Below are 12,766 nucleotides of genomic sequence, written 5' to 3' on the forward strand. Positions count from 1 at the left end.
CCGGAATTAACAAAAAAAGCCCCTCCTGGAAACAGGAAGGGCTTTTTTTGGTGATGAAGCAATGCGGTGTGAATTGGAAGCCGCCTTGCTTCATTGGGGAAAGAATGATTTAGAACGTGCGGTTGAACCAGCCTTTGATGTCGTCAATGGCGTGGCCGGTTTTCTCTTGCAGTTTGCCGTACCACTCGTCCTGCTTGCCGTCTTCGTAGTCGAGGTCATCGTCGGTGAGGTTGCCCCACTTCTGTTTGGCTTCGCCTTTAATCTGGTTCCAGTTGCCGCGGGCTTTCAGTTCGGTGCTGTTGCCGGTGGCGGTAGCGCTGGCATCGTTGCCGATGTTATTGAACCAGTTCTTGATGTTGTCGATGGTTTCGCCGGTTTTGGCCTGTAGGTTGCCCAGCCACTCATCCTGCTTGCCTTCGTTATAGGTCAGGTCGTCGTCGGTCAGGTTGGCCCATTTCTGCTTGGCGGCACCTTTCAATTGGTTCCAGTTGCCGCGAGCTTGCAACTCGGTATTGTCGCTGATGTTATTTTGATTAACGTCCATGGTTGAAAGGGGAGTTTAGTTAGAAAGAAATGAGGGCGGGAAGAGGTGAAATTGTTGGGCTTGTACGCAAGGCTTTTTGGGCGCGTTGAGGCCGTGGGCCGAATGCCGAAATTTTACACCCGCTGCCACGCGCTGGTCTCCCGGTCTGGCTGCGGGGCCGCGCTATTGAAAGCCTGCCACTAGGCTACCAATCAGCACCACCCACACGCCCGCGCCCACGCCGTAGCCACCCCAGGCTCGGCCGCGCTTGCGGCGCTGGGCCTCCGCGCGGTAGGCCGGGCCATAGACCGGGTCGGCCAGCAGTTCGGGGTGAGGAGCATGGAGGTTGGCCGCCGTTATGGGATGCGGCGCAATGCTGACCGGGGCCACCGCGCCCAGCAGCGGCCCGCCGTAGAGCGTCGCGCCCAACGCGCCCCAGAACGGGCCGTTGGTGGTATAGCTGCGGGCCGCGTCCTGGTGGCCTTTGGTGCGGCGCTGGGCCTCGCTCAGGCCCGGCAAAAGGTCGGGCGCTGGCGGCTTTTCGGGGGAAGCTGTTGGATGCAGCACTTCGCGGGTACCGTTGGCGTAGCGCACCAGAAATACATCGGCGGCGGCCAGTTGGATGGTGTCGACCCCGGCCAGCGGCAGGTAGCGAAGCGCCAGGGGCGAAATGGTGAGTACCCGGCCCGGAATTTCGGTGCCATCGGTGCGGAGAATAACATCGATGGTTGTGGCTTGTTGGGCCCGGCCCCGGCCCATAACGGCCAGGAGCAGCACTGGCAGCAGCAAGCAGCGGCGCAGGGCCGCGAGAATGTCGGTGGTACGCATGGCCTACCGATGCCGGGCATTGAACCCCAGCATCAGGCTGATGCGGGCACCGCCGTTGCCCGGCACCACGGCCAAGTTCACGGGAAAGTTGATGCCGTTGGAGCGAAACGAGGTTCCCATGGCCAGCACTAGGTTGGCCCCCAGCGGCGTCAGGTTCGGCCCCACGCCGAACTCAAGGCCCTTGGCCCCGCGAATGCCCAGCAGCCCGCTGATGCTGGGCAGAAACTTGCCCTGCTCCAGCCCGCCCACCAGCGGCACGAATTCGGCCAGCCCGCTCACCCCGTTGGGCATCCGAAACAAGCGGCTCTCGAACTGCCAGCCAAACTGCGTCAGGAAGGGGTTGAGGTCGGGCATGCTTTCGTGGGCCTTGTCCAGCACGCTGGCCGAAAGCACGGTAAAGCCAATACGCGGGCCATCGAGCCGAATGGGCTCGTCCAGAATGGCATCGTCGGGTGCCGCATTGCTGAGCGTGGGCACCTCGGCCGGAAAAGCCGTGCGCGCCGCCGCACCCGATACGGGCAGGCCAGTGCCGACCGCCGCCGGGGGCGCATTCAGCACTTCCTTGGTGCCGTTGGCGTAGCGAATCAGGAACACATCGCTGCGCCAGATGCTGATGAGCGGGCCGTCGGGGTTGTCGGCGCGGCGGTATTTTACTTCGGAGGGCGTGATTTCGACCACCTTCACCGCGATTTCGTCGCCGTTGCGCTTGGTGAGGAGGTCCTGGGCGCGGGCCGGGCCGACCAACAGTACCAGCAGGAAAAACAGGGAGAGTAGGCGTGTGAACATGGCGCAAGAGGCTAAGGGTGAAAACATGGCTAAAGGTGGCGCATTTAGTAGCCGGCTTTCAACCGTATTTTGCATATTGTTAGACCTTAGGCAAAGTCTTTTGAGTTGCGCAAGTATTTGTCTGATAATGGTTAATGTTTTGATAAAAGGATATTAATTCGTGTCCTAAATAATCGAAAATCTCTATCTACTGCACCAATGGACGACCTGCGCACCACGCTCCTCACTCTCAGCCCCGACGACCGGCGCGATTTTGGCCGCTTCATTCAGCGGCAGCGCCGCAAAACCATCGGCCGGCTCGATTCGCGCCTCTACGAGCTGCTGGTGCGAGCCAAGGAGCTGAAAACTGAGCAGCTCATCGCCCAGCTCTACCCTGATGCGCCCAACCCCGTGGCTTACTACGCGTTGCGCAAGCGCCTCATGCGCCACCTCACCGACTACCTGCTGCTGCGCCAGCGCCAGCTCGATACCACGGCCGCCGCCACCGTGCGCGGCCACCTGACCCTGGCCCAGTATCTGTTTGAAGCCGGCATCCCGCGCCTGGCCTGGACCACCCTGCGCAAAGCCGAAAAGCTGGGCCGCGAAACCGAGCAGTACGAGCAGCTGAACGCCGTGTACAACCTCCAGATTCAGCACGCTGAATCGCCCCACGCCGCGCCACTCGACGAAATCCTGCCCCGCTACCGGGCCAACAAAAAAGCCGCCGATGAGGAGGAGCGGGCCAACATTGCCGACAGCCTGCTGCGCCAGCGCCTGCGCGAGGCGCGGGTGCGTGGCCGGGCCACGGTATCCGTCGATGCCATTTTGCAGCAGATTCTGGCCGAATACGACTTGCAGGAAGCCTTCGCCCGTTCGCCCTCGCTGCTGAGCCGGCTCATGTCCATCACGCGCAGCGCCATGCTGGTGCGGCGCGATTTTACGTCGTTTGCCGTTTTTATCGAGCGCTGCTATAATCTGATGGAGCGCCGCCACGGCTTTGCGCCGGCCCAGCGCGGGCACCAGCTCAAGCTGCTCTACATGCTGGCCCACGCCCTGTACCGCTCCCGCCGCTTTGCCGAGTCGGTGGCATACCTGGAAAAAGGCACTGCGCTGATGAGCGCCGGGCCGGGCCGGCAGTTCAGCGAGTTTGCGCCGCGCTTCACCTTCCTGCTGGCCGCCAACTACGCCTTCCTGCGCCGCAATGCCGAAAGCATCAGCCTGCTCGAAGCCACTTTGCGCGGCCCCAAAGCCCTCGCCACCGCCGATGACCTCACCGCCCGCTTCCAGCTCACGTTCCACTACTTCGCCGAAGGCAAGTTTGCCAAAGCCAACCAAGCCCTGCTCAGCCTGGCCCGCACCGACCACTGGCTGGAGCAGCACCTCGGTCTGGAATGGATGCTGAACCGCAACATCGGCGAAATGCTCATCCAAATCGAGCTCGACAATACCGAGCAGGCCCTGACCCGCCTGCGCGCCATCGAGCGCACCATCCGCGAGCTGTTTCCCGCCGTGCCCGCCGATGCGGCCACCGCCACCCAGGCCGTACCCGCCGGTGGCCCCTATCACCCCGTGCTCATTTACCTGAGCCTGGTGCGCGAGCTCATCGAAAACCCCGCCACCGCGCACAACCACGATTTTGGCAACCGCGTGACGCACCTGCCCGCCTTCATTTCCGAGGAGCGCGAAGACCTGCAGGTCATCAGCTTCTACTCCTGGCTGCGTGCCCGCACCCTGGGCCGCCCGTACTACGACGTGCTGCTGGAAATTGCCAATGCCTGAGTATTGCGCATAAAAAAAGCCCCGCGCAATCACTTGCGCGGGGCTTTTCAGGAAATCAGGGCCGACTGGAATTACTTCTTAGCGGCTTCTTTCATGTTCTCTTTGGTCTGCTGGGCCGATTTGGCGGCAGCGTCGCCCATGGCGTCCATTTTGGCACCGGCGGCGTTCATTTTGGCATCCATCTTGGCACCGGCGGCGTCCATTTTGGCGTCCATTTTGGCACCGGCGGCGTCCATTTTAGCGCCGGCTTTTTCGGCGGCGGCGTCCATTTTGGCACCGGCTTCCTGGGCACCAGCTTTCATGTTGGCCGAGGCATTGTCGACGGCAGCGCCGGCGGCGGCACCAGCTTCGGTAGCCGTGGTGGCAGTGCTATCGGTGGTTACGGTAGCAGTGGTACCTTCGGGCGTGGTGGTCGTGGTTTCGGTAGTTTTGGTTTGCTCGCAAGCGGTGGCGGTGAAGGCGACGGCAGCGGCTACGAAGAGGGCTTTAACGGAGATTTTCATGGTCGTTGAATTTGAGAGTGAGATTTGACGGTTAATCAACGAGGAGGAAAAAGGTAACCCACGGGCGGGGCAGGCCCAACGGGTTTCGCTCCGAACCAGCCGGTGCAAACCGCCCAGCTAACTTTTATCGGCCCGCAACAGTATAGCCCTCACGCATCTTCTTATTCTTGCATTCCCATGGATTCCACCGCCGCCACTCCGCAAACGCCCGCCACGCCCGCCGTGCCCATGGCCGTAAGCGACCAGCAAAATACTGCCCTGCTCGACGATACGCTCACTTTCCTCACGGCCAGTACGCCCACCAACGCCGGCCCGCAGGGCCGCACCGAGGTTGAGCGCTGGGCGGCCGTGCTGGCCGCCTCCGACCGCCCCGGCCTAGCCAAAATCAAGCAGGAACTCAGCCAGCTCAGCGACCTACTGGCTGATGCTAAAACCCCCGCCCACGACATCGCGGAAATCCTCGCCAGCCTGGGGGCCGAAACCGCCAAAGTAGCCGAAGAGGCCGGCGGCGACTACGCCGCGCCCCTCGCCAACCTGAGCAAGCAGCTCATCAAAGCCGGCAACACGCTCTCGAAGTAAGCTGCCGGCTGCCTCGCCGTAACCATTGTAGCGCGAACTTTGTAGTTCGCGTCCCCGCGCTACCCGGAAAAATTCCGGTTGGCCGCGTGGCGACGCGAACCACCAAGCTCGCGCTACTGCTTTTTATGGCTCCATTATCTCCCACCGACCTGCTGCCCTACGACCCATTCGATGGCATGCGCTTCGGCCCCGAAACCTGCTTCCTCAGCGGCCAGCCCGTTGGCCCCGATGATACCGTTCCCGTCTTCGCCGAGTGGCTGCAGACCCGCTATAACCTGGCCGAGCGCCCCATTCAGCTCCTCGACCAGCGCACCGTCCTCATCAAGGATTTGCGCTTGCCCGCTGCCCCCGCCGCCCGCCAGCGCATCGAAGAGCTGGAGGGTAGGGTAGAGGCCGCCGCCGCGCAAGGCCCCGCTGCCCTGCGCGCCCTCGGCGATGACACGCTTTTCCTCTGGATGGGCAAAATGTTCTACGGCATCTTCATCACCGAGCTGCTGAACGAATTCGAGCCCCTGATAAAGCCCAAGTACCCGCTGGCCGAAAACGCCGCGCTGGTACGCCGCTTCCAGGCATTTTTTCAGTTGCTGCAAGGCCTGCGCGTGCCCACCGAATACGCCGATTTCGTGCCCGGCTCCGTTTTCGTCCTCGAAGCCGACCCGACCGAAGACGTGACGCCCTTCGAGTACGATGACGACCTGAATACCCTCGTTTTTAGCATCAAGCTCGATAAAACCGTGCTGGTCGCCTGCCTGGTCGATATCGGCCTCGTGGGCCAAGCTATGCGCAAGGTGTACGCCGATGCCCAACGCCCGCTGCATCCGGTCCAGATTGCCGAATTCAAGGCCCGCGTGTACTACGCTGCCCACCTGCTACACGTCGTGCCGGATATCTACCCCCGCCACCCGCGCCCCGGTGACACCCAAATCGTCTTCGACGCCCTCATCGACGACGTTACCGGCGCCATCTTCAACCCTTGGGAAAACAGCGCCTACACCCAAACCCTGGCCGAAATGTGGCAACGCTGGAACATCACCCTCGCCGACGTAGTAGCCAAACCCGCCGAGCCGCTGAGCTTGCTTTACAACTCAGACGGAAGTCCGCGCGAGTTGAGAAACTGGCCGGGTTTGTAATTGCTTAACCAAGAAAAAGAACGTCATGCTCATCTGGCGTCCGCGCAGCCGAAGCATCTCTACCGTGTAACTAACCCAATCGACGGGGATTACTACTGCGGTAGAGATGCTTCGACTCCGCTCAGCATGACGGCCTATCTATATCATGTCCGTGTTCAAGTATCCTTTTCGTCACTACTTTCTACCGCTATTGATTCTGCTGCCGCTCACCAGCTGCCTCAACCTCCTCAAACCCCGCCACGACTTCGCCACCTACACGCCTGCGCCCGGCCCCGATTACGCCCATGATAGCCTCTGGGCCGCTCTGCCCACCCGCCGCGATTCCGCCGACGCCGTGCCCGAGCAGTCCAACCTCCGCGACGAGCAAGCCACTGCCGCCGCCGATGTTTTCTTTATCCACCCCACCACCTACTATTGGCGTGCCGCTTGGAACGCCGACCTCGGCCGGGAGAAGTTAAACCGCTACACCGACAAAAGCACCATCCGCCACCAGGCCAGCGCCTTCAATGCGGCCGGCCGCATCTACGCCCCGCGCTACCGCCAAGCCACGCTCTATTCCTTCTTCGACGAGGAAACCACCAACGGCCAGGCCGCCCTCGACCTCGCCTACGCCGACGTAAAAACCGCTTTTCAGTACTACCTCGCCCACTACAACCAAGGCCGCCCCATCATCATTGCCGGCCACAGCCAGGGCACGGCCCACGCCACGCGCCTCCTCCACGAGTTTTTCGATAACGACCCTAAGCTGCGCCACCAGCTCGTGGCCGCCTACCTTATCGGCTTCAAAGTGAAGCCCGACGAGTACCAAACCATCCGGCCCTGCCCCGATTCGCTCGCCACCGGCTGCTTTATCAGCTACAATTCCGTGGCCACCGGCAACGACTATCCGCCCTTTCACCCCTTCGTTGCCACCAATCCCCTCACCTGGACGCTTGACACCTTGCTAGCCCCCGCCACCCTCAACCGCGGCGGCGTCAGCCAGGATTTCAAGCGCATCGACCCGCAAGTCACCGATGCCAAAGTCCATCAGGGTCTCCTCTGGATAACTCCGCCCAAGCCCGGCGGCTACCCGCGCTTCCTGCTCCCCGGCCGCCCCGAGCTGCGCCATTCCTACCACATCGCCGACTACGGCCTGTTCTACATGAATATCCGCGAGAACGCCAAGGCGCGGGTGCACGCGTGGCAGGGACGCAATAGTCAATGAATCGATTTAGAAATACCTTTCTCAACCATCGCCGACCTGTATAGCATGTAGCCTTTGCGGATAAAAAATTGAGGCATGCTGCCGCGTTGTAGCATGCCTCAATTTTTTATCCGCAAAGGCTACAGGGTTGTAGCCCGCTTTGGTTTTTTATCAACGAAGGCTACAGCCATTTCTTTATCGCTGACCACCCGCTATTTCCAAGGACATCCGCGAGAACGTTAAGGCGCGGGTACGGGCTTGGCAACTGCTACACCAGTAATTGCATCATCAAACAGTTCGAGCGGTTGCGCATACTCACCTTGCTAACTAATCCCATGAAAATACTTCTGGTTATGCTGATGGCAAGTTTATCTGCCACCGCGCAAACAACACCCGTACGCTATCCAAAGCTCAGCAAAACCCTCGACAGCTTGGCTTATGTTGACCAGTGGCCGATGCAGCGAATGTTCCAGCAGCTTCCCGATAGCGCCGGGCGAAATTTAGTCCAAGTTGAAAAAATCAACTTTGCCCGCCATCAGCCCATCTTGGAAAGAATTGTGAAGCAGTACGGCTACCCTGGCTTTAAGCAAGTGGGCGAAAAAAGCGCCCACAACTTCTGGCTCTTGGTGCAACACGCCGATGCATACCCCGATTTTCAGCGGCAAGTGTTGCGCCTGATGCTGCCCGAGGTGAAAAGAAAGAATGCCGCCCCAGCCGACTATGCTTACCTGACTGACCGCATAGCAACTAATGCTGGACAGCTTGAGGAATATGGAACCCAAGTAACATACACAGGATATGTAGGGAAGGACTTTAGTAAAGTCATTGCTGTTCCGGTGTCATTGCGCGACCCCAAAAATGTAGATAAACGTCGTGCTGCTATTGGGATGGAACCGCTACAGAAATATTTGGATGGGATGGCTGAAATGACCAGGCAAATGAATAAGCCCCAACCACAGGCACAATAAAAAAGGCCCGCTAGCGCAATGCCAGCGGGCCTTTCTCATTCAGCAGTCAGCCGCAATTAAGCGCCGATAGCCACACGCTTGAAGTCCGAAACCGTCATGCCTTTCGACTTGCTGTCGAGCAGCTGGGCGATGGTCATCGAGTTGTCTTTCACGAATTCCTGGTTCAGCAAGGTGTTGTCCTTGTAGAACTTGTTGAGTTTGCCGAGAGCAATTTTCTCCAGCATAGCCTCGGGCTTGCCTTCGGCGCGGGCCTGCTCTTTGCCTACTTCAATTTCACGCTCAGCAATGGAAGCATCCACACCATCTTTATCAACGGCGATAGGCTTCATGGCTACAATTTGCATAGCCACGTCGCGGCCTACGGCAGCGGCATCAGCCGAACCAACGTTTTTCAGGCCCACGAGTACGGCCTTCTTGTTGTCGGAGTGGATGTACGAAGCCACTTTCTCAGCGGTCAGCGTAGCGTAAGTCACTTCCAGCTTCTCGCCGATTTTGCCCATCAGGTCGGTCACGTGCTCCTGCACGGTCAGGCCGTCCGAAGCTTTGGCTGCGAGGATGTCCTCTTTCGTGCCAGCGTCGATGCGGATAGCGGTGTCCAGGATTTGCTGAGCCAACTCACGGAAGTTAGCCACTTTAGCTACCGATTCAGTCTCGCAAGCCAAGGCCACCAGTTTGCCTTTGGTGCCGTCTTCGCTCACGTTCACCAGCACAAGGCCTTCCGACGTTTCGTTGTCGGCGCGCTTGTCAGCGATTTTCTGGCCGTGCTTGCGCAGGATGTCGCGGGCGGCTTCGAAGTCGCCGTCGGCTTCCACCAGGGCTTTTTTGCAATCCATCATGCCCGCACCGGTCATGGTGCGGAGCTTATTTACGTCTGCGGCGGTAATAGCGGCCATTAGAGTATTTATTTGGGAGGGTTGAGGAATGAACTTCAAACTCCCCTCCTTACCAAGGAGGGGACGCTGGCGCGAAGCGTCAGCTGGGGTGGTTGTGGGCGTCTGAATCGTTCCGCACTGTTCAATGCCATAACCACCCCCGTCCGAACCTTCGGTTCGAACATCCCCTCCTTGGTAAGGAGGGGAGTAAATAAAAAAGGGAACCTCCGGAGCCTAGACTACTCGAAGGTTCCCTTTTTTCAAAGAGCTAAGAAGGGACTATTCTTCGTCAGCAGCCGTCTTTTCAGCAACAGCAGCCTCGTCGGCTTCTTTGCGGTCGGCGTCTTCTTTGTCAACTTTGCGCTCCGACAGGCCGTCTTCGATGGCCTTACCAATCACACCAACAATCAGTTGGATAGATTTCGAAGCATCGTCGTTAGCAGGAATCGGGAACTGAACCAGCTCGGGGTTCGAGTTCGTGTCGCAGATAGCGAAAACGGGGATACCCAGTTTGTGGGCTTCTTTCACGGCGATGTGCTCGCGCTTCACGTCCACGATGAACAGGGCAGCGGGCAGACGGCCGAGGTCGGCGATACCACCGAGTACGCGGTCCAGCTTGGCGCGCTCACGCGACATCATCAGCTTCTCACGCTTGGCAAGAGCGGCGTAGGCCGTGTTCTCTTTCACCATCTTATCGATGGTGGCCATCTTCTTCAGGCTCTTGCGAACCGTGGCGAAGTTGGTGAGCATGCCGCCCAACCACCGGTCGGTCACGAAAGGCATCTTCAAACGCTCGGCTTCCGTCGTAACGATTTCCTGCGCCTGCTTTTTCGTGGCTACGAACATGATTTTGCGGCCGCTTTTCGCGATGTTGCGAATAGCCGTGGCAGCGTAATCAAGCGAAACCAACGTTTTGTTGAGGTCGATGATGTGGATGCCGTTCTTCTCCATGAAGATGTACGGCGCCATTTTGGGGTCCCACTTGCGGGTGAGGTGACCAAAATGGGCACCTGCGTCGAGCAGGTCCTTATAAGTCGTCTGAGCCATGATAGTATCCTCCTGGTTTTAGCGTTTCGAGAACTGGAACGAGCGACGAGCTTTGCGCTTGCCGAATTTCTTGCGTTCCACCATGCGCGGGTCGCGGGTGAGGAAACCTTCCTTCTTCAAAGCAGGACGGGTTTCTTCGTTGTCGCTAACGAGCGCCTTGGTGATTGCCAGACGGATAGCTTCAGCCTGAGCCGAAATGCCACCGCCTTTCACGTTCACCTTGATGTCGTACTGGCCGACTTGCTCAAGAATTGCCAGGGGCTGGTTGACTACGTTTTCCAGCAACTCGTTGCTGAAATACGACTTCATGTCCCGGTCATTGATAGTGATATTCCCTTGCCCGGCCTGCATGTAAATGCGGGCCACCGAGGTTTTTCTTCTACCAGAGGTGTTGGTAATTGCCATTTAGTGAGAAAATTAAAGAGCGTAAGCCGTCGTGGCTTACAGGTTTTTGAGTTCGATAGCAACGGGCTGCTGTGCCTCGTGCGGATGCTCCATGCCGGCGTACACGTACAGGTTGCGGTACTGGGCCGAGCCGAGTTTGTTGCCTTGCAGCATGCCTTTCACAGCGTGCTCGATGACACGACGCGAGTCGCGGTTCATCTGCTCGCGCACAGTGCGACGCTTCTGGCCGCCGGGGTAGCCCGAGTGGGTGATGTAGACCTTCTCGGTCATTTTCTTGCCCGTTACGCGCAGGTTGTCAGCGTTGAGGACGATGACGTTGTCACCGCAATCAGCGTTAGGCGTGAACGAAGGCTTGTGCTTGCCGCGCAGAATGTTGGCAATCTGCGAGCAAACGCGGCCCAGAGGGGCGACGCTGGCGTCGATGATAACCCAGCTCTTCTGGGCGTTGGCCTTGCTGACGTGGGTCGTCTTGAAGCTCAGGTGGTCCATGAGTCGAAAAAAAAGGTATGCTAAACTATTGAATAAGAGTGCGGAGCCGCTTGGGCTTCGGGAAAAACGGACACAAAGGTACTGATTTATGGGGAAATAGACAAGTGCAGCGCAGTAGTTTTTCTGTGAAAGCATTGTGTCTGTGCTTACAGCGGCTTAAATCGTATCGGGGCTACATGGGCTGGCGCGTACTTTTGCCGCTTATTGCTTGCTGCCGGCCCCGGTGCTCCATATGAATCTACTCGCTTCCCATCCCGACGCTTCTTATACTGACCGCCGTGTCCGGTTATTGCTGGCGGGCCTGCTGGGCCTGTCGGTGGTGATGGCCTTCCTCACCAAAGGGACTTACGATTCGGGCGACAGCATCAAGCACTATTTGTTTGCCCACTATGCCTTTCAGCACCCGTTGAATCTGTTGGATTCGTGGGCCAAGCCCCTGTTTACGCTGCTGGCTTCGGGGCCGGCGCAGGCGGGTTTTATTGGCATGAAGCTGTTTCAGTGCGTGGTGGTGGCCGCATCGGCGTGGTGCGCCTACGTGGTGGCGCGGGCGCTGCGCCTTCCCGCGCCGGAGCTGGCTATACTGTTTGCCTATGTCACGCCGGACTATTTTCTCATTCAGTTTTCGGGCCTTACAGAGCCGTTGTTTGGGCTGATATTAATAGGCTCAGTGGCTCTGGCCATGACGAAACGGCCGGGCTGGTCGGCGGCCCTGATTTCCTGGCTGCCCTTCGTGCGCTCCGAGGGCTTTATATTAATTGGTATCTGGGTGGTGTTCCTGGCTTGGCGTCGGCAGTGGCGCAGCTTGCCGCTGCTGGTGCTGGGCTACGCCGTGTACAGCGTGGTTGGCGGCATCGTGTTTGGCGAGCCGGGCTGGGTATTTGGCCACAATCCCTACGGTACGGTATCGGTGTACGGGCACGGCGACTGGAATCATTTCCTGATTAGCCTGCCGGGCTTGCTGGGCTGGGTGCTCACGGTGCTGGCCGCCCTGGGTGGCGTGCGAATGCTACGTCACTGCGCCCAACCGGAGCGCTGGCAGCAACCGCTTTTCAGCGCAGAATTGCTGCTGGTGTACGGCAGCATTACGGTGTTCATTCTGGCGCATACTATCTTTTGGGCGAAAGGACTGTTTAATTCCTTTGGCCTGACGCGCGTGCTGACCGTTACCGCGCCGTTGTTTGCCGTGGTGGCTCTCAATGGATTGGCTTGGTTAGCCGAGCTAGGCAGGTCGGAGAAAGCGCAGCGGCGCATTCGCCTGGCGGGGGCGGTAGCGGCGGTGGCGTTCTTATTCACCGGGGCGCGTAATGCCTTTCGCTGGCAGCGCGACTTTGGCCAGTCTGCCGACCAGCAAGTGGCAGAGGGCGCGGCGGCTTGGCTGCGCCAAACCAACAACACTACCCGGCCCCTCGCCTACGAGTTTCCTTACGTATCGATGGCCACTCAAAACGACTTTTTCAACCTGGAAAAGCACCCTAGTACTAACCTGAACTGGGCTCCCCATCTCGAACTCCTGCCCGTGGGCACGCTGCTGATATGGGATGATTGGTTTTTTCCGGTTGAGGGGCGCCTGCCGATGGCCCAGCTCCAGGCAGACAACCGCTTCCGCCAACGCTGGCAAGCAGCCCTTCCCCGCGACCCCTACCACCCCGAGCGGGACACCGTACGCGTAGTCGTGTTTGAGCGGGTGCGGTAAGG

Annotated in this window: 14 protein-coding genes; 6 read left to right on the forward strand and 8 right to left on the reverse strand. The window is 59.2% G+C overall.

Features of this window, described 5'->3' with window-relative positions:
• Positions 1 to 109: 109 nt before the first annotated feature.
• The 3 genes from AAFH49_RS00550 to AAFH49_RS00560 all read right to left on the reverse strand — a co-directional run bounded on the left by AAFH49_RS00550 (position 110) and on the right by AAFH49_RS00560 (position 2,137).
• Positions 110 to 544: a CsbD family protein gene (locus tag AAFH49_RS00550; RefSeq protein WP_342295196.1), complete on the reverse strand. Its 435-nt coding sequence runs from the start codon at positions 542 to 544 to the stop codon at positions 110 to 112.
• Between the two features lie 162 nt (positions 545 to 706).
• The gene (locus AAFH49_RS00555; RefSeq protein ID WP_342295197.1) at positions 707 to 1,351 is read right to left on the reverse strand and encodes a hypothetical protein; all 645 of its coding nucleotides are present in this window, start codon (positions 1,349 to 1,351) and stop codon (positions 707 to 709) included.
• A 3-nt stretch (positions 1,352 to 1,354) separates the two neighbouring features.
• Positions 1,355 to 2,137 (reverse strand): hypothetical protein, encoded by a 783-nt coding sequence (locus AAFH49_RS00560; protein WP_342295198.1) that lies wholly within the window; start codon positions 2,135 to 2,137, stop codon positions 1,355 to 1,357.
• A 198-nt stretch (positions 2,138 to 2,335) separates the two neighbouring features.
• Between AAFH49_RS00560 and AAFH49_RS00565 the strand changes: the two genes are divergently transcribed.
• Positions 2,336 to 3,895: a hypothetical protein gene (locus tag AAFH49_RS00565; RefSeq protein ID WP_342295199.1), complete on the forward strand. Its 1,560-nt coding sequence runs from the start codon at positions 2,336 to 2,338 to the stop codon at positions 3,893 to 3,895.
• Positions 3,896 to 3,966: 71 nt separating this feature from the next.
• Here AAFH49_RS00565 and AAFH49_RS00570 read toward each other — a convergent pair whose 3' ends face one another.
• Positions 3,967 to 4,398, reverse strand: a complete 432-nt coding sequence (locus AAFH49_RS00570) for a hypothetical protein (protein WP_342295200.1) — start codon at positions 4,396 to 4,398, stop codon at positions 3,967 to 3,969.
• Positions 4,399 to 4,575: 177 nt separating this feature from the next.
• Here AAFH49_RS00570 and AAFH49_RS00575 point away from each other — a divergent pair, with 177 nt between their 5' ends.
• The 4 genes from AAFH49_RS00575 to AAFH49_RS00590 all read left to right on the forward strand — a co-directional run bounded on the left by AAFH49_RS00575 (position 4,576) and on the right by AAFH49_RS00590 (position 8,258).
• The gene (locus AAFH49_RS00575) at positions 4,576 to 4,977 is read left to right on the forward strand and encodes a hypothetical protein (protein WP_342295201.1); all 402 of its coding nucleotides are present in this window, start codon (positions 4,576 to 4,578) and stop codon (positions 4,975 to 4,977) included.
• Positions 4,978 to 5,102: 125 nt separating this feature from the next.
• Positions 5,103 to 6,107, forward strand: coding sequence for a hypothetical protein (locus tag AAFH49_RS00580; protein WP_342295203.1), 1,005 nt, complete (start codon positions 5,103 to 5,105; stop codon positions 6,105 to 6,107).
• Positions 6,108 to 6,297: 190 nt separating this feature from the next.
• Positions 6,298 to 7,311: a DUF3089 domain-containing protein gene (locus AAFH49_RS00585; protein ID WP_342295204.1), complete on the forward strand. Its 1,014-nt coding sequence runs from the start codon at positions 6,298 to 6,300 to the stop codon at positions 7,309 to 7,311.
• A 314-nt stretch (positions 7,312 to 7,625) separates the two neighbouring features.
• The gene (locus tag AAFH49_RS00590) at positions 7,626 to 8,258 is read left to right on the forward strand and encodes a DUF6624 domain-containing protein (RefSeq protein WP_342295205.1); all 633 of its coding nucleotides are present in this window, start codon (positions 7,626 to 7,628) and stop codon (positions 8,256 to 8,258) included.
• Positions 8,259 to 8,314: 56 nt separating this feature from the next.
• Here AAFH49_RS00590 and tsf read toward each other — a convergent pair whose 3' ends face one another.
• The 4 genes from tsf to rplM all read right to left on the reverse strand — a co-directional run bounded on the left by tsf (position 8,315) and on the right by rplM (position 11,071).
• Positions 8,315 to 9,151 (reverse strand): translation elongation factor Ts, encoded by an 837-nt coding sequence (gene tsf, locus AAFH49_RS00595; RefSeq protein ID WP_342295206.1) that lies wholly within the window; start codon positions 9,149 to 9,151, stop codon positions 8,315 to 8,317.
• A 258-nt stretch (positions 9,152 to 9,409) separates the two neighbouring features.
• Positions 9,410 to 10,177, reverse strand: coding sequence for a 30S ribosomal protein S2 (gene rpsB / locus AAFH49_RS00600; protein ID WP_342295207.1), 768 nt, complete (start codon positions 10,175 to 10,177; stop codon positions 9,410 to 9,412).
• A gap of 18 nt (positions 10,178 to 10,195) precedes the next feature.
• Positions 10,196 to 10,582: a 30S ribosomal protein S9 gene (gene rpsI, locus AAFH49_RS00605; RefSeq protein WP_168672488.1), complete on the reverse strand. Its 387-nt coding sequence runs from the start codon at positions 10,580 to 10,582 to the stop codon at positions 10,196 to 10,198.
• A 36-nt stretch (positions 10,583 to 10,618) separates the two neighbouring features.
• The gene (gene rplM / locus AAFH49_RS00610) at positions 10,619 to 11,071 is read right to left on the reverse strand and encodes a 50S ribosomal protein L13 (protein ID WP_342295208.1); all 453 of its coding nucleotides are present in this window, start codon (positions 11,069 to 11,071) and stop codon (positions 10,619 to 10,621) included.
• A 232-nt stretch (positions 11,072 to 11,303) separates the two neighbouring features.
• On the opposite strand from rplM, the gene AAFH49_RS00615 reads away from it, so the two are divergent.
• Positions 11,304 to 12,764 carry a hypothetical protein gene (locus tag AAFH49_RS00615; protein WP_342295209.1) on the forward strand — a complete coding sequence of 487 codons (1,461 nt, stop codon included), beginning with the start codon at positions 11,304 to 11,306 and terminating at the stop codon, positions 12,762 to 12,764.
• The last annotated feature ends 2 nt before the right edge of the window (positions 12,765 to 12,766 follow it).

The sequence above is a fragment of the Hymenobacter segetis genome (genome assembly GCF_038448715.1).
Taxonomy (GTDB): Bacteria; Bacteroidota; Bacteroidia; order Cytophagales; family Hymenobacteraceae; genus Hymenobacter; species Hymenobacter segetis.

Excerpts from the sequence above, each read along its gene's own strand:
- AAFH49_RS00550 (WP_342295196.1), bottom strand. The coding sequence starts at position 544 with ATGGACGTTAATCAAAATAACATCAGCGACAATACCGAGTTGCAAGCT.
- AAFH49_RS00555 (WP_342295197.1), bottom strand. The coding sequence starts at position 1,351 with ATGCGTACCACCGACATTCTCGCGGCCCTGCGCCGCTGCTTGCTGCTG.
- AAFH49_RS00560 (WP_342295198.1), bottom strand. The coding sequence starts at position 2,137 with ATGTTCACACGCCTACTCTCCCTGTTTTTCCTGCTGGTACTGTTGGTC.
- AAFH49_RS00565 (WP_342295199.1), top strand. The coding sequence starts at position 2,336 with ATGGACGACCTGCGCACCACGCTCCTCACTCTCAGCCCCGACGACCGG.
- AAFH49_RS00570 (WP_342295200.1), bottom strand. The coding sequence starts at position 4,398 with ATGAAAATCTCCGTTAAAGCCCTCTTCGTAGCCGCTGCCGTCGCCTTC.
- AAFH49_RS00575 (WP_342295201.1), top strand. The coding sequence starts at position 4,576 with ATGGATTCCACCGCCGCCACTCCGCAAACGCCCGCCACGCCCGCCGTG.
- AAFH49_RS00580 (WP_342295203.1), top strand. The coding sequence starts at position 5,103 with ATGGCTCCATTATCTCCCACCGACCTGCTGCCCTACGACCCATTCGAT.
- AAFH49_RS00590 (WP_342295205.1), top strand. The coding sequence starts at position 7,626 with ATGAAAATACTTCTGGTTATGCTGATGGCAAGTTTATCTGCCACCGCG.
- tsf (WP_342295206.1), bottom strand. The coding sequence starts at position 9,151 with ATGGCCGCTATTACCGCCGCAGACGTAAATAAGCTCCGCACCATGACC.
- rpsB (WP_342295207.1), bottom strand. The coding sequence starts at position 10,177 with ATGGCTCAGACGACTTATAAGGACCTGCTCGACGCAGGTGCCCATTTT.
- rpsI (WP_168672488.1), bottom strand. The coding sequence starts at position 10,582 with ATGGCAATTACCAACACCTCTGGTAGAAGAAAAACCTCGGTGGCCCGC.
- rplM (WP_342295208.1), bottom strand. The coding sequence starts at position 11,071 with ATGGACCACCTGAGCTTCAAGACGACCCACGTCAGCAAGGCCAACGCC.
- AAFH49_RS00615 (WP_342295209.1), top strand. The coding sequence starts at position 11,304 with ATGAATCTACTCGCTTCCCATCCCGACGCTTCTTATACTGACCGCCGT.